18 protein-coding genes are annotated in these 20,987 nt (G+C 47.7%); 8 read left to right on the top strand and 10 right to left on the bottom strand.

The features are described from left to right. Positions 1–17 precede the first annotated feature (17 nt). Genes ACQ661_RS05560 through ACQ661_RS05550 form a run of 3 tightly spaced genes read right to left on the bottom strand, consistent with a single transcriptional unit; the run spans position 18 to position 4,153 of the window. Positions 18–1,469: a TrkH family potassium uptake protein gene (locus ACQ661_RS05560; protein WP_162014511.1), complete on the bottom strand. Its 1,452-nt coding sequence runs from the start codon at positions 1,467–1,469 to the stop codon at positions 18–20. After that, on the bottom strand, positions 1,469–2,092 hold the full coding sequence (locus ACQ661_RS05555) for a YigZ family protein (RefSeq protein ID WP_153826552.1): 624 nt from the start codon (positions 2,090–2,092) through the stop codon (positions 1,469–1,471). The genes ACQ661_RS05560 and ACQ661_RS05555 overlap by 1 nt, the downstream gene beginning before the upstream one ends. Positions 2,093–2,122: 30 nt before the next feature. Further along, positions 2,123–4,153, bottom strand: a complete 2,031-nt coding sequence (locus ACQ661_RS05550) for a transglycosylase SLT domain-containing protein (protein ID WP_431667869.1) — start codon at positions 4,151–4,153, stop codon at positions 2,123–2,125. A 126-nt stretch (positions 4,154–4,279) separates the two neighbouring features. Here ACQ661_RS05550 and fadB point away from each other — a divergent pair, with 126 nt between their 5' ends. Then, a complete protein-coding gene (gene fadB / locus ACQ661_RS05545) occupies positions 4,280–6,421 on the top strand; it encodes a fatty acid oxidation complex subunit alpha FadB (RefSeq protein ID WP_153826550.1) in 2,142 nt (713 codons plus the stop codon). Between the two features lie 30 nt (positions 6,422–6,451). Then, a complete protein-coding gene (gene fadA / locus ACQ661_RS05540; protein WP_110075704.1) occupies positions 6,452–7,618 on the top strand; it encodes an acetyl-CoA C-acyltransferase FadA in 1,167 nt (388 codons plus the stop codon). A 51-nt stretch (positions 7,619–7,669) separates the two neighbouring features. Here fadA and tusA read toward each other — a convergent pair whose 3' ends face one another. From tusA to ACQ661_RS05525, 3 genes are read right to left on the bottom strand one after another with little or no spacing between them, the layout of a single operon-like run. Beyond that, complete coding sequence (gene tusA / locus ACQ661_RS05535) at positions 7,670–7,909, bottom strand: sulfurtransferase TusA (protein WP_153826549.1); 240 nt, start codon at positions 7,907–7,909, stop codon at positions 7,670–7,672. A 5-nt stretch (positions 7,910–7,914) separates the two neighbouring features. Further along, positions 7,915–8,394: a GNAT family N-acetyltransferase gene (locus ACQ661_RS05530; protein WP_110075706.1), complete on the bottom strand. Its 480-nt coding sequence runs from the start codon at positions 8,392–8,394 to the stop codon at positions 7,915–7,917. Between the two features lie 7 nt (positions 8,395–8,401). After that, positions 8,402–9,001 carry a DNA-3-methyladenine glycosylase I gene (locus ACQ661_RS05525; protein WP_431667868.1) on the bottom strand — a complete coding sequence of 200 codons (600 nt, stop codon included), beginning with the start codon at positions 8,999–9,001 and terminating at the stop codon, positions 8,402–8,404. A gap of 93 nt (positions 9,002–9,094) precedes the next feature. On the opposite strand from ACQ661_RS05525, the gene glyQ reads away from it, so the two are divergent. Together glyQ and glyS are read left to right on the top strand one after the other, a co-directional pair. After that, a complete protein-coding gene (glyQ, locus tag ACQ661_RS05520; protein WP_110075708.1) occupies positions 9,095–10,003 on the top strand; it encodes a glycine--tRNA ligase subunit alpha in 909 nt (302 codons plus the stop codon). A gap of 3 nt (positions 10,004–10,006) precedes the next feature. Next, entirely contained in the window at positions 10,007–12,073 is a 2,067-nt protein-coding gene (gene glyS, locus ACQ661_RS05515) for a glycine--tRNA ligase subunit beta (protein WP_431667867.1), read from the top strand. A gap of 118 nt (positions 12,074–12,191) precedes the next feature. On the opposite strand, the gene gyrB is transcribed toward glyS, so the two are convergent. Genes gyrB through dnaA form a run of 4 tightly spaced genes read right to left on the bottom strand, consistent with a single transcriptional unit; the run spans position 12,192 to position 18,263 of the window. After that, positions 12,192–14,612: a DNA topoisomerase (ATP-hydrolyzing) subunit B gene (gyrB, locus tag ACQ661_RS05510; RefSeq protein ID WP_153826547.1), complete on the bottom strand. Its 2,421-nt coding sequence runs from the start codon at positions 14,610–14,612 to the stop codon at positions 12,192–12,194. An 11-nt stretch (positions 14,613–14,623) separates the two neighbouring features. Further along, the gene (gene recF / locus ACQ661_RS05505; RefSeq protein ID WP_313932767.1) at positions 14,624–15,706 is read right to left on the bottom strand and encodes a DNA replication/repair protein RecF; all 1,083 of its coding nucleotides are present in this window, start codon (positions 15,704–15,706) and stop codon (positions 14,624–14,626) included. A gap of 19 nt (positions 15,707–15,725) precedes the next feature. Next, complete coding sequence (dnaN, locus tag ACQ661_RS05500) at positions 15,726–16,826, bottom strand: DNA polymerase III subunit beta (RefSeq protein ID WP_431667866.1); 1,101 nt, start codon at positions 16,824–16,826, stop codon at positions 15,726–15,728. A 45-nt stretch (positions 16,827–16,871) separates the two neighbouring features. After that, complete coding sequence (gene dnaA / locus ACQ661_RS05495) at positions 16,872–18,263, bottom strand: chromosomal replication initiator protein DnaA (RefSeq protein WP_257119935.1); 1,392 nt, start codon at positions 18,261–18,263, stop codon at positions 16,872–16,874. A 300-nt stretch (positions 18,264–18,563) separates the two neighbouring features. On the opposite strand from dnaA, the gene rpmH reads away from it, so the two are divergent. From rpmH to yidC, 4 genes are read left to right on the top strand one after another with little or no spacing between them, the layout of a single operon-like run. After that, positions 18,564–18,698, top strand: a complete 135-nt coding sequence (gene rpmH / locus ACQ661_RS05490) for a 50S ribosomal protein L34 (RefSeq protein WP_110075714.1) — start codon at positions 18,564–18,566, stop codon at positions 18,696–18,698. After that, complete coding sequence (rnpA, locus tag ACQ661_RS05485; protein WP_110075715.1) at positions 18,699–19,091, top strand: ribonuclease P protein component; 393 nt, start codon at positions 18,699–18,701, stop codon at positions 19,089–19,091. Then, positions 19,028–19,312, top strand: a complete 285-nt coding sequence (gene yidD / locus ACQ661_RS05480; RefSeq protein ID WP_110075716.1) for a membrane protein insertion efficiency factor YidD — start codon at positions 19,028–19,030, stop codon at positions 19,310–19,312. The genes rnpA and yidD overlap by 64 nt, the downstream gene beginning before the upstream one ends. A gap of 2 nt (positions 19,313–19,314) precedes the next feature. Beyond that, entirely contained in the window at positions 19,315–20,985 is a 1,671-nt protein-coding gene (gene yidC, locus ACQ661_RS05475) for a membrane protein insertase YidC (protein ID WP_153826543.1), read from the top strand. The last annotated feature ends 2 nt before the right edge of the window (positions 20,986–20,987 follow it).

Genomic DNA, 20,987 nt, shown 5'->3' with positions numbered 1-20,987 from the left:
TAGTTCAGGCCCTATTGCTAGCTGCGCCAGAATGTTGGGGTGAGTAACACTAAGATGGTAAAAACCTCTAAGCGCCCAAATAACATGGCAATCACCAATAGCCACTTGGCCGCGTCCGGGATGTCAGCGTAATTAGCTGCCACCTCACCTAAACCTGGCCCTAAGTTATTCAAACAGGCTGCGGTAGCCGAAAAGGCTGTCACATCATCTAAACCCGTTGCCAGCAAGCCGAGCATGATGACCACAAAAACCAAGGCGTAGGCGGCAAAGAAACCCCACACTGCCTCAACCACTCGTTGCGGCATAATGCGCTTACCTAGTTTAACGGAATAGACCCCAGCTGGATGTACTAAGCGGTTGAGTTCACGCACCCCTTGCCGAAACAGCAACATCACCCGCACCACTTTTAAACCACCCGCTGTTGAGCTGGCGCAGCCACCGATAAAGCTGGCAAAGATAAGCAAAATAGGTAAAAACAACGGCCAAGATGAAAAGTCTGTGGTCGCAAAGCCGGCTGTGGTGCTAATTGAAACTGCCTGGAACATCGCTTGATTAAAAGCCTCTTCGGTCGACGAAAACAGGTCGTGTACCAGCACCGTAAGAAAGACCAGAATAATTAACGCAACCTGAATCAACACGAACGCCCGTGCTTCAGGGTCACGGAAATACCCAGTAATTGAACGCCCTGTTATGGCCGCATAATGCACCGCAAAATTTATCGATGAAATGATCAAAAACACCACACAAATGGTGTTAATGGTGGCACTGTCAAAGTAGCCCATGCTGGCATCGTAGGTACTGAAGCCACCTACCGCAATGGTTGAAAACGCATGGCCAATAGCATCAAACCAGCCCATACCCGCAAGCTTATAGGCAATAGCACAAGCGGCGGTTAAAGCCACATAGATGTACCAAAGATGTTTCGCAGTATCGGCAATTCTAGGGGTCATTTTGGCATCTTTAAGGGGCCCCGGAATTTCCGCTCGATACAGCTGCATACCCCCGATACCAAGCATCGGTAAAATTGCCACCGCCAAAACGATAATCCCCATCCCGCCTAACCACTGCAACTGCTGACGGTAAAACAAAATACTGTGGGGCAAGTGTTCAATGCCGGTCAAAATGGTAGCGCCCGTGGTCGTTAAACCAGAGAAAGACTCGAAGGCAGCATCGGTAATACTCAATGGAACTTCGGCGGTGAACCACAAGGGCAAAATACCCACGGCCCCTAACACCGTCCAAAACAGGACGGTTAGCAGAAACCCGTCTCGAACTTTAAGATCAGAACGCTCGTGACGGTTCGGATACCAGACGCAAAAGCCAACCACTAAGCTCACCACAAAAGCCAGTAAAAAGGCTACTCCACCACCATCTTGATAGATTAACGCAACTACGCCTGGGGGCACCAAGGTAATGCTGAACAAACAAATAAGTAGCCCTAAAATTCTGAGAATGCCGCGAAAGCGCACTAGCCTGCCTCTTTTAGAATAATTAACTCAAGTTGACCTTGAGTGGAGTTTTTTAATTGGGTTGCAAGCTCTGTTGCTGATGCGGCAACCACTGCTAGCCTTAATCGTACCGTATCCGTGAATTCTTGTTCGATAATATCTGCCTGATAACGCTGCAATAAATGCTGTACAACACTTTGATGCTGGTAATCGTAGTTTAAACGGGCTGATTTGCGTAGTATTTTTTCTGCTGTTGGTAAAACTTTCATGAGCTCGGCGATAGCTTGGCTGTATGCGCGTTGCAAGCCTCCGGTTCCGAGTTTCACCCCACCGAAATATCTCACCACCACCACAGAAATTTCTCCTACCCCACTAGTTTGCAATACTTGAAACATAGGTTTACCGGCGGTACCACTGGGTTCACCGTCATCACTCATCGCATAAGCTTGACTGTTATTGGGCGCACCCCATAAAGCCGCCGTACAGTAATGACTTGCTTGCGGCCACTGTTGTTTACACCAAGCCAGATGCGCAGCCACCTCAGCGGCACTACTAGCGAGCTGTGCATGAGCAATAAACCGACTGTTTTTAATGACCAGCTCATGGGTCATGGGCTGCGCCGGAATTAAATAGTTTGCACTCATGATTTATTTGAACACACCTTGTAGTTCAGATTAATCGCCACTGTTAGCGGAGGTTGTCGGCAACTTACCAATGCGCATAGGTACGACCTGCTGAAATAGTTCTGGTTGCTGTTCCCCTTGACGCAAAGCTCGATAAATCTGCTGGTAAGCCAGTACATTCTTCACGTAGTTTCGTGTTTCTGCATATGGAATCGTCTCAATCCAGCGATCTGCAGCTAGCGGTTGCGCCGGAATCCAATCATAAACCCGATAGATGCCCGCATTATAGGCTGCCGTTGCCAATAACCAATTACCTTCTAGCCGTTGTTGTAAATGAGATAAATAGCGAGTACCTAATCGAATATTGGTTTCAACATGAAATAAATCGCGATGGTTTAATGGCTTATCCTCCATTAAACGAGCGGTACTGGGTAATAGTTGCATCAATCCATAAGCACCTGCGTGCGAACGCGCATCATGACGAAACGCGCTTTCACGCCGTGACACCGCCAACGCCCAGTTCACATCAATCTGCGCAGCGTCAGCAAACTTTTGATGTTGCTCTAAATAGGCCTCGGGAAAACGCTGTGCCACGGCATCAAATTCTCCCGCTTGGCCGAGCGTATATATCGCTTGATCATGCCATCCCCACTCACTTGCCAAAGCTGCTAGTTGCAACTGTTGCGCGGGGGTCACCATATTCACCATATAAAACCATTCGCGCCGTGCATCTAGATGCCGATCTAAAGCTCGTAATTCGTAGGCCCGCTGCACCCCATCAAGCTGCCATAGTGCTTGGCGCTGCTGTTCTGATAATTGCAACGGCTGACGCTGCAGGTTAAGTGGCACATCTAGTTTGGCGGCAGCGAGAAACCCGTAATAACTGCGTGATTGCGCCAACTCACGCCACAATGGTGCCGAGACCCCGGGCTGTCCTAAACTTTCTAGCGAGCGCGCAAACCAATATTGCCACTGATCGGACTCTCGTTCGGTATCGGGCAAGCGCGGCATAAATTCAATGATTTGCTGCCAAGCACCTCGCCGTACCCAATCGGCCAACTGCCATTGCCGCGTGGTGTCATTGTGCTCGTTAGGTGCTAGTCGCGCTAGCCAAGTTTCCGCTTGCGGATGGTTTTTCACACTCAGTGCGGTGGCAAACGTCTGATTTAGGCTAAGCTGCTGCTCGGCAGTCCAGACAATGTGAGATGGTAGCTTGGCTAAAGTAGCCAAGGCTAAATCGGGATCGCGCCAGATAAGGCGACGTAATCCATAACTTAAGATTTGCGCTTCGTGTTCAGGATAGGCTTGAGTCAGTGCGCTGAAACGCGTGACATATGATGGGTTAACCCGTACCCGCCGATAATGCTCAGCCAAGTACTGCATAGGTTCAGGCAACAATCGGCCGAGATAAGGTAACAACGTGTGTTGTCCTCCCTCAGCAGCTAGTACCACCCGCTCCCAGATTAATTCTGGGGTGCGTAACCCGGCCTCGGCCCAAGCCGCTAAAATGGTGTCGCAAGCTTTGGGTAACGATGAGCCATTGCGCCACACGGTATCGACTTGACGTAGCACCTGCAACCGATTCACATCCGCTTGGTCAGCTGTGTGCTGCTCTGTAGGCAATAGTGCCAGCTGAGCTTCAATCAAGAAACATTGATGAGTTTGCGAGCCTGGCGCTTTAAAATCACGAACAAAGCGCTGATAGTCACCCTGTCGCATCAAGTAATCTAACCAAGGCTGTCGTGCTTGCCAATCCAACGGACTCTGTTGATACCGGTCAAAGAAACTCAGTACGTAGTCCTCATTGGCGATATAGCCAATTTGCCCAATTCGATCAAGCTCGAGATAGGGTAACAAAGGATACCCTTCTAGTTGCTGTACCAACTGTTGATATTCTTTGATGCGCCGACGCTTGACTGCAACTTCAGCTTGCTTGAACAGTTCGCGCTGCTGCTCACGCACGCTTTCATCAACCACACTGGCACTGGGCGGCGCCGCCAAGGCTATTGGAGCTATCAGCAAGGCGCCAGCCAGCACACCAGCTTTGATAGAGTTCTTTGATGTTATCTGAGCTTTCCACATACTTTCAAACGCTCGTTTAAAAAATGATTGAAAATTTAACCTATTCGGGCCAAACTCTAGAGCGACTATAAGAACCACTTTAACCCAAAGTTATCTGAGAATCAGTAACCGCTGAAGGAGAATTTTATGATTTATCAGGGTGACAATATTCGGGTTGAGTTTGTTGAAGACGGAATTGCAGAGTTACAATTTGCTGCAGCCGGCTCAGTTAACAAGTTCGACCAGAAGACCTTGGAAGAATTCAGTCAAGCACTTACGCAACTAGCCAGTACTGATGGATTGCGTGGCGTGATTGTAACTAGCAGTAAATCTACTTTTATCGTTGGCGCCGATATTACTGAGTTTTTAACGCTCTTCGCTGATGTAGAACAAACCAAAGTGTGGGTAGCGAAAGCTTCACGTGTGTTTGATCAGCTTGAAGACCTGCCGGTACCAACCGTTGCCGCAGTAACAGGCTTTGCCTTAGGCGGCGGCTGCGAGGCAGCCCTAGCCTGTGATTATCGTGTGGTAGATACCACAGCTACTATCGGTTTACCTGAAGTAAAACTGGGCCTCATCCCAGGGTTTGGTGGCACCATGCGTTTGCCACGGATTATTGGTCCGGACAATGCCCTCGAGCTGATCACCACCGGTAAGAACAATCGTCCTGAAGATGCCTTGAAAATTGGCTTGGTAGATTCAGTTGTTGCCCCAGAGAAATTACGTGAAGCTGCCCTAACCATGGCGAAAGCTGCTGCAGCGGGTGAATTGAACTGGCAACAAAAACGTCAGCCAAAACTCGAAGCCCTCAAGGCTAACGATGTTGAATTAACTATGACTTTGGTGACAGCCAAAGGTATGGTCGCAGCCCAGGCCGGCAAACACTATCCAGCGCCTCATGCTGCGATTCGCGCGATTGAAGAAGGCGCTCGTCATACCCGTGAAGAAGCCTTAAATGCTGAAAACCGAGCCTTTGTTAGCTTAACTCAAACCGACGCTTGTAAAGCACAAGTAGGTATTTTCCTAGCCGACCAATTGGTCAAGGGTAAAGCCAAGAAAGCTGCGAAGCAGGCAACTAAAGAAATCAAACGAGCAGCGGTATTAGGTGCTGGAATTATGGGCGGTGGTATTGCCTATCAATCTGCCTATAAAGGCGTTCCGGTAGTGATGAAAGACATCCGCCAAGATGCGCTTGATTTAGGTATGCGCGAAGCCAGTAAAATCCTCGGCAAGTTAGTTGAGCGCGGCCGTTTAGACCATAAAAAAATGGCAGCGGTGCTCTCCTCTATCACCCCAAGCTTGCTTGATGAAAGTGTGAAGGGCGTCGACATCGTCGTTGAAGCCGTGGTTGAGAACCCAGATGTGAAAGGTAAGGTTCTTGCCCAAATGGAGTCTGTGGTAGATGCCGATACCATTTTAGTATCGAACACCTCGACCATTTCTATCGACCGTTTGGCTAAAAATCTGAAAGACCCATCGCGCTTCTGCGGCATGCACTTCTTTAACCCAGTGCACAAAATGCCGTTAGTTGAAGTGATTCGTGGCGAGCACACCTCTGATGAAACCGTAGCTGCAGTTGTTGCCTATGCCGCGCGCATGGGTAAAACCGCCATCGTGGTCAATGATTGCCCTGGCTTCTTAGTGAATCGAGTACTGTTCCCATACTTAGCAGGCTTTGCCGGCATGGTCGATGAAGGCGTTGATTTCGCTGGTATCGACAAAGTTATGGAGCGCCAATTCGGCTGGCCGATGGGCCCTGCCTACTTAAGTGATGTCGTAGGTATTGATACCGCTGATCATTGTACGCTCGTGATGGCGGATGGCTTCCCTAGCCGCATGCCACGCGATGCCAGCAGCGCCATTGCAAAACTAGCTGCGGCTGAGCGATTTGGTCAGAAGAATGGTAAAGGCTTCTATAACTATGGCGTCGACAAAAAAGGTCGCCCGAGTAAAGAACAAGCCCCTGAGGTTTACGAACTGCTGAATATTGGTGACAAGCAACTGAGCGCCGACGACATCATTGGTCGTTGTATGGTACCTATGGTGAACGAATGCGTACGCTGCCTTGAAGAAGGCATTGTAGCTTCGGCCGCAGAGTGCGACATGGCATTGCTCTATGGCCTAGGCTTCCCTCCTTTCCGTGGCGGCCCGTTCCGTTATTTAGAAACGGTAGGTTTAGAGAACTTCATTGCCTTAGCTGATAAATATGCTCACTTAGGTGAAATGTATCAAGTAACCGATGGCCTGCGCGAAATGGCCAAGTCAGGTAAATCTTATCTGGCCGGTTAATCATTAGCGCAGAGCTAACGGAGGAATTGTATGAAAGACGTAGTGATTGTCGATTGTATTCGCACCCCAATGGGTCGATCCAAAGGCGGAGTGTTTCGCAACGTACGCGCAGAAGATTTGTCTGCGCATCTGATGAAAGGTTTGTTAGAACGTAACCCACAAGTGGATGTTAATGAATTAGAAGACATCTATTGGGGCTGCGTACAGCAAACCTTAGAGCAAGGGTTTAACATCGCCCGAAATGCCGCCCTGATTGCCGGCATTCCGCACCATGTGTCTGCGGTTACGGTAAACCGGCTCTGTGGTTCTTCAATGCAGGCCATCCATGACGCGGCACGAGCTATTATGCATGGTGATGGTGAGATCTTTATCGCCGGTGGTGTTGAACATATGGGCCACGTTCCTATGACCCACGGCATTGATTTTCATCCAGGCATGAATAAATCTGTGGCTCGGGCTTCTGGTAGCATGGGAATGACTGCAGAGTTGTTAGCGCGTAAGTTTGAAATCGACCGTGCCGCACAAGACGCTTTTGGCGCTCGCTCTCATGCCCGCGCTCATGCTGCGACGATTGAAGGCCGCTTCGCTAACGAAATCCTGCCGATTGAAGGGCATGATGCCGAAGGCATTCTGCGTTTGATTAAAGATGACGAAGTGATTCGTCCAGAAACCACTGTAGAAGGCCTTGCTGCGTTACGTCCAGTGTTCGACCCAGCTAACGGCACGGTAACAGCAGGTACGTCATCAGCACTATCTGATGGTGCTGCTGCCTGTTTAATCATGTCAGCCGATAAAGCGAAAGCCCTCGGCCTGACCCCGCGCGTGCGCATTCGTGCGATGGCGGTTGCAGGTTGCGATCCTTCGATTATGGGTTATGGTCCAGTTCCAGCCACGCAAAAAGCTCTGAAACGAGCTGGTTTAAGCGTTCAGGATATTGACTTGTGGGAGCTGAATGAAGCTTTCGCAGCGCAATCACTGCCCGTACTGAAAGGTCTAGGTTTGTTAGACGTGATGGATGAAAAAGTGAACCTGAATGGCGGCGCTATTGCGCTAGGCCATCCATTAGGCTGCTCTGGGGCACGTATTTCTACTACCCTAATCAACCTGATGGAAAGTAAAGATGCGACTCTTGGCGTGGCAACCATGTGTATTGGTTTAGGCCAAGGCATTGCCACTGTATACGAGCGTCTTAACTAACCTAGGTTAAGATCGAAAAGCCGCTGCAAGGCCATCTTGCAGCGGCTTTTTTTATGCTTTTTTAATCAGGTAACGGTACGGTAAGGTATCGGTTTGGGCAGCCACCAACTCATGGTCCATAAAGCGACAAAAATTGGGTATGTCGCGGGTAGTTGCTGGATCGTCGGCGATAATCTCGAGGACATCGCCAACGTTGAGTTTACGGATTTGCAACCGCACCATCATCACCGGCTCAGGACAACGTAAACCTAGAGCATCGAGCGTCGCGGTCGGCGTTATTGCATCACTCATGATGGCTACAGATACTTTTGCCAGAACTCGGCTTTGCCCATGGCGTCATCAAGCTGATAGGGCTTAAAGCCAAACTTCTCATAGGCGATTTTAGCGGGTTCATTACCCTGCAGCACTTCTAAGGTGAGCTTGCAGCAACCACGAAACTGCGCCAACGTTTCGACTTCTTGTAATAAGCGTTTGGCAATGCCCTGACCACGACAAGCTTTAATCACAGCAATGTCATGAATGTTCATCACCGGCTTGGCGGCAAAGGTTGAAAACCCTTCAACACAGTTAGCTAATCCAACTGGCTCATCATCCTGAAATGCCAACAGCGAGAACACATGGTCGCGCTTAGCCATCTCGTCGATTAAGGTTGCTTTCGTTTCTTCTGGTAGCGCCTCGCCACCCCCCATAGGATCTTGCGCATAATCATCTAGCATATCTAACACCGCCTGGCGGTGTTTCGGGTTGCTGTAATCAGCGAGCACGATTTCTAACATGGTTCACTCATTTGGTTAAGGTAAATTCTCGCATTAGCTGACACGTGGGCTGATAACAATGACAATCAACGAGATGGTCATTCACCATACCAACGGCTTGCATAAAAGCGTAACAAATTGTGGTGCCAACAAAGCTAAAACCTGCTTTTTTAAGCGCCTTGGCCATAGTATCAGAAATTTCATCGCGGGTAGGAATATCTCCCCCGGTTCTAGCGAAGATCCGTGGCTGTCCGTCGCTAAATTGCCACAAAAATTCATTGAATGCTTGGCCACTATCACGTAATTGAATATACGCTCGAGCATTTTTGAAGATAGCCTCTATCTTTAAACGATTGCGGATAATACCTGCATTGTGCATGAGCTCCTGTTGATAACTTGCTGGCATGCTAACAATTTCATCTGGGTCAAAGTTGGCGAAGGCTTGCTGGTAATGAGCTTGCTTGCGCAGCACCGTAAGCCAACTTAAGCCTGCTTGCTGACCATCTAGACAGAGCTTTTCAAACAGCTCTTGGCTATCGCTAACTGGGCGGGCCCAGACATTATCATGGTAGGCAACGTAATCAGCTGCAGTACCGCACCAACTACAACGTTGAATTGTTTCAGTCATTTCGCATGGTATCCTGTATGCAGTCCTGTAACCAAAGCACAACACAGGGTATAATTTACGCTAATTCGTCACAAAAAACAGTACGAGAATCGCATGGCTAGCTACGATGTAAAAACCTTTCAAGGGCTTATTCTTGCCCTTCAAGATTACTGGGCCCAACAGGGCTGCGCGGTGGTTCAACCGTTAGATATGGAAGTAGGTGCGGGGACCTTTCATCCGATGACCTTTTTACGCTCGGTCGGCCCCGAGCCGGCTAGCTTTGCCTACGTGCAACCTTGTCGGCGCCCTACCGATGGACGTTACGGTGAAAACCCTAACCGTTTGCAACACTATTATCAATTTCAAGTGTTGATGAAGCCCTCACCAAGTAATCTACAAGAACTGTACTTGGGTTCGCTACAGATGCTTGGCTTTGATCCGCTAGTGCACGATATCCGCTTTGTTGAAGACAACTGGGAATCACCCACACTCGGTGCTTGGGGGCTTGGCTGGGAAGTTTGGCTTAATGGTATGGAAGTGACTCAATTTACCTACTTCCAGCAAGTTGGTGGACTAGAGTGTAAGCCAGTTGCTGGTGAAATCACCTACGGGCTTGAGCGCTTAGCTATGTACATCCAAGGGGTGGATAGCATCTACGATTTGGTTTGGACCGATGGCCCACGCGGTAAAATTTTCTATCGTGATGTGTTTCATCAAAACGAAGTTGAGCAGTCAACTTATAACTTCGAGCATGCCGATGTTAACGTGCTATTCGCACGGTTTGAGGCCTGTGAAAAAGAATGCCAGCACTTGTTAGAACACAATTTGCCCTTGCCAGCCTATGAACAAGTGATGCGTGCCTCGCATGCATTTAACCTACTCGACGCCCGCCACGCGATTTCGGTAACCGAACGCCAACGTTATATTCTGCGGGTAAGGACAATGGCCAAAGGCTGTGCTGAAGCCTATTATGCAGCGCGCGAAGCGCTTGGGTTTCCACTAGCAAACCAACCAGGAGCATAAGCTGTGCAACGGGATATTTTATTAGTAGAAATTGGTACTGAAGAGTTGCCACCAAAGGCGCTTAAGGGTTTAAGCGAGGCCTTTACCGATGCTCTTGCTGGGTTACTTAGCGAACATGACTTTAGCTTTGCTACAGTCACCGGCTTCGCTTCAGCTCGTCGGTTAGCTGTACAGGTTCATGAATTAACCGCCACTCAAGCAGATAAAGTAGTCGAAAAGCGTGGCCCCGCGATAAATGTCGCCTTTGATGAACAAGGCCAGCCTACTAAGGCCGCCGAAGGCTGGGCGCGAGGCAATGGTATAAGCGTCGCAGAAGCTGAACGTTTAGTGACTGACAAAGGTGAATGGTTACTCTATAAGGCAGCGGTAAAAGGCCAACCACTGGCTGATGTATTGCCAGAATTGGTACGCCAAGCCTTGAAGAAGCTTCCTATCCCTAAACCGATGCGCTGGGGCGCCGGCAGCGCTCAATTTATTCGCCCGGTACATACAGTTACCATGCTCTATGGGAATGAATTGATAGCTGGTGACGTATTAGGTGTAGCAAGCAGTAATCACTTATTGGGCCATCGTTTTCATTGCCCACAAGGTACGAGCCTAAGCTACGCTGGTGACTACGAACAAGCCCTTGAACAAGCCTGGGTTATTGCTGATTTTGCTAAACGTCGGCAACGTATCGTAGAAGCTATTGCGACGCTAGCTGCAGAGCTTGGTGGCGAAGTTATCCAAGATGACGACCTAATCGATGAAGTGACAGCTTTGGTTGAGTGGCCAGTAGCGCTCTCTGCACAGTTCGACGAAAAATTCCTAGCGGTACCGAAAGAGCCATTGATTGTGACCATGAAGGACGATCAGCGCTACTTCCCGTTACACGATAAAGAGGGGCATTTATTGCCTGCCTTTATCTTTATCACCAATATCGAAAGCAAAGACCCGCAGCAGATTATTTTAGGTAACGAGAAGGTGGTGCGTCCACGCTTAGCCGATGCTCAGTTCTTTTTTGAGACTGACAAAAAAGTGAGTCTGCACAGCCGCGTCGACGGGCTTGCCAATATTCTGTTCCAAAAAGAGCTTGGTTCAGTGAAAGATAAGTCTGAGCGGATTGCAACAGTAGCTGAGCAGATCGCAAAGCTGTTAGGAGCCGACGCGGCTGTAGCCGCACGTGCCGGCTTGCTGTGTAAGGCAGACCTTGGCACTCAGATGGTGCTAGAATTCCCTGAAACCCAAGGGGTGATGGGAATGCATTATGCCCGTCACGACAACGAAGCTGAGGGTGTTCCAGAAGCGATTTTTGAGCATTATCTGCCCCGCTTTGCCGGCGATATGCTGCCTGCTTCAACAGCAGGCGCCGCTGTTGCACTTGCCGATAAGCTAGATACGTTAGTAGGTATTTTTGGCATTGGCCAGATCCCGAAAGGCGACCGCGACCCCTTCGCCTTACGCCGTAGTGCTATCGGCCTGCTGCGTATTTTGGTTGAGAAGAAACTAACGCTTGATTTGGTCACCCTGATCGATATCGCCTCTGATAGCTTTGCTGGTTTACTGTCTAACACCGACGTGAAGAGCGATGTGCTTGAGTTTTTGATGGGCCGCTTCCGCGCCTTCTATCAAGATCAAGGGATAGCGGTGGACGTCATTCAGGCCGTGTTAGCTCGCCGCCCTACCTTGCCGCTAGACTTTGATCAGCGTGTTCATGCAGTCAGTGCCTTCCGCTCGCTTCCAGCAGCTGATGCGCTAGCCGCAGCGAATAAACGCGTCAGCAACATTCTAGCTAAAGTAGAAGGTGATATCCCTGATCAGGTTGATGAGCAGCTCCTAACAGAAGCAGCTGAGCAGCAATTGGCGCAAGCCATGAAAGCGGCAGCACAAGCCGCCTCAGTGGCATTGGGCAACAATGACTACAGCTTAGCATTGAATGAACTCGCTGCTTTGCAGCAACCGGTAGATAACTTCTTTGAAGAAGTTATGGTAAACGCCGAAGATGCAAACATTCGGGCTAATCGACAAGCCTTGTTGAATCAGCTACGCGAACTGTTTCTTCAAATTGCGGATATCTCCGTTTTAAACTAAACTAGGCGCATAAAGAATTAAGTTACTTGATAACTGGCTTGATTCTTTTGTTTCCAAAATAAAAAGGGAGCGTTGTATAACGCTCCCTTTTTTCATGCCTATTTGACTCAGTTAAAGACTACACGTCTAAGTTTGCTACCTGCAGTGCATTGGTTTCAATAAATGCACGACGTGGCTCAACATCATCACCCATGAGTGTGGTAAATAACTGATCGGCCGCAATAGCATCCTCGATAGTTACCCGCAACATGCGTCGCGTTTCTGGGTCCATGGTAGTTTCCCACAATTGCTCCGGGTTCATCTCACCAAGACCTTTGTAACGCTGGATGTAGATACCGCGCTTAGACTCCGCAATTAACCACTCAACCGCATCAACAAAGTTATCTACTGGCTTTTCTTTTTCACCGCGACGAACAAAACCACCCGGCTCTACTAATCCATTGATCTTCTCACCAATGGAAACAAGTTGGTCGTAATCGCGTGACATCAAGAACTCGTAAGTTAATGGGTATTCAGTATCAATACCGTGCATGCGTACGATAACAACTGGCAAGAAAACGCCCCGCTCTTCATCTTGCTTAACGCTAACTTTATAGGTAGCAGAGTTGATTTCTCGTGTTGTTAAGTCAGCTTCGAGTGTTGCCGCCCAGCTTTGCATATCTTCTTGATTTTTCAGCAATTGCTCCGTTAATCGTGGAGCATAAAGTAAACGCTGCAAGAAGGTTTCTGGCAACCGACGAGATAACCGTAACTTAATGCTGTTTTGTACCAACTGATAGTCATTCACCAGCGTCTCTAGATGTGCACCACTAATGCCAGGTGCGTCTTTAGTGACATGCAGTGAGGCGCCATCAAGTGCAAGACTGGTAAGATACTGAATCAGACCTGGATCATCTTTAATGTACGTCTCTTGCTTACCCTTTTTCACTTTATAAAGTGGTGGTTGGGCGATGTACATGTAACCACGCTCGATAAGCTCGGGCATTTGACGGTAGAAGAACGTTAGCAATAACGTCCGAATGTGAGAACCGTCAACGTCAGCATCCGTCATGATGATGATACGGTGATAACGGGTCTTATCTGGATTGTATTCGTCACGTCCAATACCACAACCAAGCGCGGTAATTAAGGTAGCTACTTCTTGTGAGGATAGCATCTTATCAAAACGTGCTTTTTCAACGTTTAGGATTTTACCCTTCAAAGGAAGAATGGCTTGGTTCTTACGGTTACGGCCCTGTTTTGCTGAGCCACCCGCAGAGTCACCCTCCACAATATAAAGTTCAGAAAGTGCTGGGTCTTTCTCTTGGCAGTCTGCTAGCTTACCTGGTAAACCTGCCAGATCTAATGCACCTTTACGGCGAGTCATTTCACGTGCTTTACGCGCTGCTTCACGAGCTCGTGCCGCATCAATGATTTTACCTACGATGATTTTGGCGTCGTTTGGCTGCTCCAACAGATAGTCTGCAAGGCGTTCATTCATCGCCTGTTCAACTGCCGTTTTCACCTCAGATGAAACTAGTTTGTCTTTGGTCTGTGACGAGAACTTAGGATCTGGAACCTTAACGGACACCACAGCTGTTAAGCCTTCACGAGCGTCGTCACCGGTAGCGTTGGTTTTGAACTTCTTGTGCAGTCCTTCTTTTTCCATGTAGCTATTTAAGGTTCGCGTTAATGCAGCACGGAAACCAGCTAAGTGGGTACCACCATCACGTTGTGGAATGTTGTTGGTATAGCAGTAGATGTTCTCCTGGAAGGAATCATTCCATTGCATCGATACTTCTACAGTAATACCGTCTTCACGCTCTTGGGTGAAGTTAAATACGTTCTGATGAATTGGAGTTTTGCTTTTATTCAAATAAGCAACAAATGCAGCAATACCACCTTCGTATTTAAAATGGTCACGGCGTTCATTACGCTCATCTTGCAGAATAATAGATACGCCGGAGTTTAAGAAAGATAGCTCGCGTAAGCGCTTAGCTAAAATATCGTAATGGAATTCGATATCCGTGAAGATTGTCGAGCTTGGCCAAAAGCGAATTTCAGTACCCGTCTTATCAGTGTCACCTACTTCTTTCATAGGCTCTACCGGCTCACCTAGTTTATAGGTTTGCTCATAAACATGGCCTTGGCGCTTGATGGTCAAACGTAACGTATCTGACAGTGCGTTTACTACAGATACACCAACACCATGCAAGCCACCGGACACTTTATATGAGTTATCATCGAATTTACCACCGGCGTGTAAGACGGTCATGATAACTTGTGCGGCAGAGACACCCTCTTCCGGGTGAATATCGACTGGAATACCCCGACCATCATCTCGTACAGAGACCGAACCATCAGAGTGAATCGTCACAAGAATATCTTTGCAGTATCCCGCTAAGGCTTCATCAATGGAGTTGTCGACGACTTCAAATACCATATGATGTAAGCCGGTGCCGTCATCAGTGTCACCAATGTACATGCCCGGGCGTTTGCGAACTGCATCTAGTCCTTTTAGGACTTTAATACTGGACGAATCGTAATTGTTTTCTGCCATAACTAGCTTCTCTATTGTTCCTTAACGGTTCCATGTTCCACGTGGAACATTTTAGTATCAGGACTTTTTAATAGGTCGTGAATATCACTTCCATCAATCGCAGATACAAAAACCTGTGAGTTGGATGCAACCAGTGCACCACAAAATTTTGCTTGGCTCTCCGTATCTAACTCAGCGGTAATATCATCCACTAAATAAATACATTGAATACCGGTTCGTTGATGAAGATAGTCTCCTTGTACTAACTTCAAGGCTGCTACTAACAGCTTCAACTGGCCACGCGATAGAATGTTTTTTACATCCTCGCCGTTAGCCGTCATACGCATCTCGGCTTTATGTGGTCCCACTGTTGAGTGACCATATCGAATATCTTGCTCTTGATGCTTTACCAATGCGTCAGCGAGACTTAGTTCTTTATCCCAACCAGACCTCAAAGAAAAATTAAAATCATAACTGGGCAAAAACTCTTTTAGTCTTTCAGACAACACTGGGATAAACGCTTCTAAATAAGCATGGCGAAAACTATGCACCTGCTCGCCATAGTGAGCAAACTGCTTATCCCAGTATTCTCTTTCCCTTTCAAACCGCTTCATTTTAAGCAAACTATTACGTTGCTTAAGGACCTTGCTGAAGTTTATCCAGTCTGGGTAAAACGAATGTTCCACGTGGAACACTCCCCAATCGATAAACTGACGTCGTAACTTAGGCCCACCTAAAATCAGTTCAACACTCTCTGGTGTCATTAACTGCACAGGCACCATTCGCGCTAGTGCAGAGAATTTCTTTTCGCGCTGCTGGTCGATTTTCAGTTGAACATCGCCTTGCATGGTGCGCTGAAAACCTACTTGATGCAATGTGCCTGTCTGTTCGACCACCTTAGCAAACACCACGAACTGGTCTTGCTCATTTCGAATTAACTGCTTGTAGGTACCGTGTCGAAAGGAGCGCCCAAAACCTAAGCAATAAATCGATTCTAACAAGCTTGTCTTACCGCTACCGTTTTGACCGGAAATGATATTAATGGTCTTTCCTGGCTTTATCTTCGCGCTTTCAAAATTTCTAAACTGCGATATAGCTAACGTATCTAAATACATAACAAGCTTGCTATGCGCCTTAGAGGCGCATAGGCATAACTACATACAACGACGAATCATCATCGTTGTCTTCAACCAAACCACTGGCATCAGGACCTGAAAGCGTTAACTTAACCTGGTTACCCTGGATGGTGTTCAATACGTCAATTAAATAACTGACATTGAAACCGATCTCCAGACTAGCACCTTGGTAATCGACTTCGATCACTTCCTCAGCCGTTTCTTGTTCAGGGTTGTTCGCAGTTAAGCACATCTCGCCGGCACTCAAATTAACCCGAACACCTCGATACTTTTCATTAGACAAGATCGACGCTCGTGAACAGGCTTGCTTAAGTGTATCGCGGTCGGCGACCACAACTTTATCACCGCCACTTGGTAGCACGCGACGATAATCTGGGAAACGCCCATCAACGAGTTTACTGGTAAAACCAATGCCGTTCGTTTCAACACGAATATGATTGTTGCCAATCAAGACTTTCACTTCAGTATCAACGTCATCTAGTAGACGCAATAACTCTGTGACACCCTTTCGTGGCACTATAACTTGGCGCGCTGCCAAATTAGGTTGACCAATGGAGCAACTGCTCATCGCTAGGCGGTGACCGTCTGTTGCAACAGTACGCAACGTATTTGCATCAGTCTCAAACAGCATACCGTTCAAATAATACCGAACATCTTGGTTAGCCATAGAGAAGCTCGTGCGTTCCATCAAGTCTTTCAAGGTAGACTGACTCGTCACTAACTGAATATCGCTATCCCAGTCATCGATGTTAGGGAAGTCTTCAGCCGGCAATGTTGCTAAGGTAAACTTACTACGACCCGAGCGAATCATCGCTTTATCAGCTGCTGCGCTAAACTGAACGAGCGCACCTTCTGGTAGGCTTCGGACAATATCGACCAGCTTCTTGGCTGGCACTGTCACTTGCCCCGCTTCACCGTCATCAATGGCACAAGACGACACCAGCTCTACTTCAAGATCCGTACCGGTCAAACGAATGCCATCAGGCTGAACTTGAATCAGCACATTAGACAAAATTGGAATTGTATGACGGCGTTCTACCGCGCCACTTACAACCTGAAGTGGCTTGAGAAAAGCATCGCGATTGATGGAAAATTTCATCCCCACATTCCCCTGTTGTGTTTATCCCAAACGCTGCGGTACCAATTATGCCGACAACGTACGGATTAAGTTTCTGTAGTCTTCTTTTATATCATTCTGCGTGTCTTTTAGTGATTTAATTTTTCGACACGCGTGTAAAACTGTTGTGTGATCTCGCCCACCAAAGGCATCGCCAATTTCTGGCAAACTATGGTTGGTTAATTCTTTCGCCAGCGCCATGGCCATCTGCCGTGGCCGCGTTACTGAACGGCTCCGTCGCTTCGAGAGCAAATCCGCAATTTTGACGTGATAATACTCTGCCACAGTTTTCTGGATATTATCTATGGTTACCAACTTTTCTTGCGCCGCAATCAAGTCGCGTAAGGCCTCACGAACAAAATCTATGGTTATCTGACGGCCCGTTAAATTCACGTTAGCCGCTAACCGGTTGAGTGCACCTTCTAATTCCCGCACGTTTGAACGTAAACGTTTAGCGATAAAAAATGCAACTTCATGAGGTAAGGTAATGCCTCGTTCTTGTGCTTTACGGATAAGAATCGCCACCCGCGTTTCTAATTCCGGCGGCTCAATTGCAATCGTTAGGCCCCATCCAAAACGTGAGCGCAATCGGTCTTCTACCCCTTCAATTTCTTTCGGGTACAGGTCGCTGGTCATGATGATTTGCTGATTACCTTCAAGTAACGCATTGAAAGTATGAAAGAATTCCTCTTGAGACCCTTTCTTGTTGGCAAAGAAGTGAATGTCATCAATCATCAATGCATCAACGGAGCGATAATAACGTTTAAATTCATCGATGGTGCTGTTTCGAATCGCATTAACCATATCCTGCACAAATCGCTCAGCCCGCATATAAAACACCTTAGCGTCTTTCTTATGCGCCATGATGCCGTTACCCACCGCATGCAATAAGTGAGTTTTACCTAAACCCGTACCGCCATAAATAAATAGCGGGTTATAAACACCACCGGGATTTTCAGCAACTTGTTGTGCTGCAGCTAGGGCTAATTGGTTTGATTTACCTTCAACGAAATTATCAAAGGTATACTCCGGCACAATATTGCACTCAAATGCAGGCGCTGGCGTACTTTCAGTGGTCCATGGTGTATGCCGCATCGCAGGCTTGCGAGCTGGAGCAGCTTGCGGGGTGGGTGCTACCGGGGCTGCTGACGGAGCCGCCGCTTGCTGAATGCTGCCTACCGTAAAAGCAACGTGTGGTGCCTTGCCCTCTTGCTCTGCTGCTAACTCGCCTAGGTAATCATTGATGAGGTTTAGATACTTATCTTTAACCCAATCCACCACATACATATTAGGTGCATACAAGGTTAAGGTGTCATCTGCTATTTCTGCCTGAAGGGGACGGATCCAGGTATTGAAGTGCTGCGCTGTTAATTCGCTTTGTAATCGTTCCGCACATTGTTGCCAAAGCGATTTATTCACACCTGACTCCATTATTTTGCTTTTATAGTTATGGTCTAGATTTGACTGCCCACGGATCATCTCGATCCTCTGTATTTATTGGTTGTTCAGTCACCGAATAATGAATTTGATTGTACTGAAAAGCCCCGCAGATCGCTAGCGTTTGCGGTAAAATAACTAGGCACTTGTCGCATCTTTATCCACAATCAGAATCATTCTCAACTCAGGTTTGTGGATAGCTTTTTACGTTGACTTTGATCCTTTTAACCGTTAGAATTCGCGCTCTAAATTTTTAGGTAACTCGAATACGGAATTAACGTCATGAAAAGAACATTTCAACCAAGCGTATTGAAGCGCAAGCGCACTCACGGTTTCCGTGCTCGTATGGCAACGAAAAATGGCCGCCAAGTTTTGGCTCGCCGTCGTGCCAAAGGCCGTAAAGTTCTGACTGCTTAATTGAAGCAGAACTATCATTACGGGCGGGAGTTACGACTACTAACTCCCGCGCACTTCCAAACTGTATTTAACTCCCCTCCGGTGAAAGCCGTTACGGCTGAGCTTACCGTGCTCGCTGTTCCCAATTATTCTGATCATCCACGCCTTGGCGTTACTATCTCCAAGAAAAAAGCAAAGCGTGCAGTTGATCGAAATCGCATTAAACGCAAGATTCGCGAGAATTTTCGGCTAAAACAGCATAAAATACCGGCATTCGATATTATCGTTATAGCGAAAAACGGTGTCGTAGACCTTTCAAGCGAAGACCTACAACAACGTCTGGATTATTTATGGCGAACTTTAAGCAAGCGTTGCGAGCAATACCTATCGGCTTTATCAGACTCTACCAGCTGATAATTAGTCCGTTAATCGGCCCCAGATGTCGATTTACCCCAACCTGTTCACAGTACGCCATAGAAGCTATCCAAAACCATGGTATGATGCGTGGCTTCTGGCTTGCCAGTAAACGCATTATAAAATGCCATCCGGGCCATCCCGGTGGATTCGACCCGGTGCCAGGAACTGAACCTGTACCGGACCAAGAACATCAAAGTAAAACAGAGACGAAGCACTAATTATGAATTCGCCACGTTCTATCTTGTTTATTGCTTTTTTGGTTGTGAGTTTTTTTCTCTACCAAAATTGGCTGATTGATACCGCTCCCGGCACTGAGAAAATTGCCGGTACTGAACAAACTCAATCACTAGATTCTGGAATTCCAGAAGCCCGTACTGACACAGGCGTAACTAGCAGCAGTGTACCTAATGCGACTAACGCAGATATGCCAGCTACTGCAAACGCACAACGCAGCCAGTGGGTGACCGTAACAACAGATGTTCTTGATATTCGCATCGATACCCTAGGTGGTGATGTGGTCAACGCACAACTCTTGAAGTTTGCTCGTACCCAAGACTCTACCGAACGTTTTGAGTTGCTCCACGCAGAAGCCAATAACCTCTATATTGCTCAATCTGGTTTAGTGGGTACTGATGGCACCGACTCCGCCGCTGGCCGCCCGACGTTCCACGTGGAACAGACCTCTTTTGAAATGCAAGGCGATGAGTTACGGGTTCCTCTTCATTTAACCCTAGAAGATGGCTCAAGCTTAACTAAAACCTTCGTCTTTACCGCTGGTTCGTATGCCGTTGACGTGATTTACAGCATCCGTAACGCTGGCACCGAGCACAAGCAAATGCAGTATTATGCTCAGCTCAAGCAGGTGATCACTGAAGGTTCTGGCAATATGATGATGCCAACCTATCGCGGTGGTGCTTATTCTTGGGATGAAGATCGCTACGAAAAATATGCCTTTGATGATATGCGTGACCAACGCTTGAATCGCTCAACCGAAAAAGGTTGGATTGCGATGTTAGAGCATTATTTCGTGTCTGCTTGGATTCCTCGTGCTGAAGGCACCAAAACATTGTTTTCTCGAGTTATTGGTGGTGACCAGGCCATCATGGGCATGATGTACCCAACCACGGTGGTTGCTCCAGGTGCCACTGCCGAAATCAAATCAACTTTGTTTATGGGTCCTAAAGACCAAGACGCTATGGAGTTGGTTGCAGAAGACCTTAACCTCACCGTAGATTATGGCTTCTTATGGTGGCTAGCTCAGCCCATCTTTAAGTTACTGCAGTTCTTGCAAAGCTTCTTGATTAACTGGGGCTTGTCTATCATCGCCGTCACCGTGGTGATTAAGCTGGTGCTCTATCCGCTAACCAAAGCACAATACGTGTCTATGGCTAAAATGCGCATGATTCAGCCCAAAATGCAGGCATTACGTGAGCGCTACGGCGACGACCGTCAAAAAATGTCGCAAGCCATGATGAAGATGTACAAAGAAGAGAAAGTAAATCCTCTCGGTGGTTGTTTGCCGATGTTACTGCAACTCCCAATCTTCTTAGCCTTGTATTGGGTTCTGTTGGAAAGCGTTGAATTACGCCATGCACCGTTGTTCCTGTGGATTTCAGATCTTTCTGCAAAAGACCCGTTCTTTATTCTACCGATTTTGATGGGTGCATCTATGTTCTTCATGCAGCGGTTACAACCGACCCCTGCTACCGATCCGATGCAGCAAAAACTACTGCAGTTTATGCCATTGATTTTCACTGTCTTCTTCCTGTGGTTCCCATCAGGCTTAGTTCTGTACTGGCTAAGCAGCAACTTGATCACTATTGGTCAGATGCAGTGGATTTACCGCGGCCTTGAGAAGAAAGGCATGATGGAACGTAAGAAGAAGAAATAATT

This window comes from Pseudidiomarina sp. WS423 (assembly GCF_050750165.1).
In the GTDB taxonomy this organism is placed as follows: Bacteria; Pseudomonadota; Gammaproteobacteria; order Enterobacterales; family Alteromonadaceae; genus Pseudidiomarina; species Pseudidiomarina fusca.
Note: the sequence above shows the minus strand (reverse complement) of the source record. Positions and strands in the feature narration are given on the sequence as shown.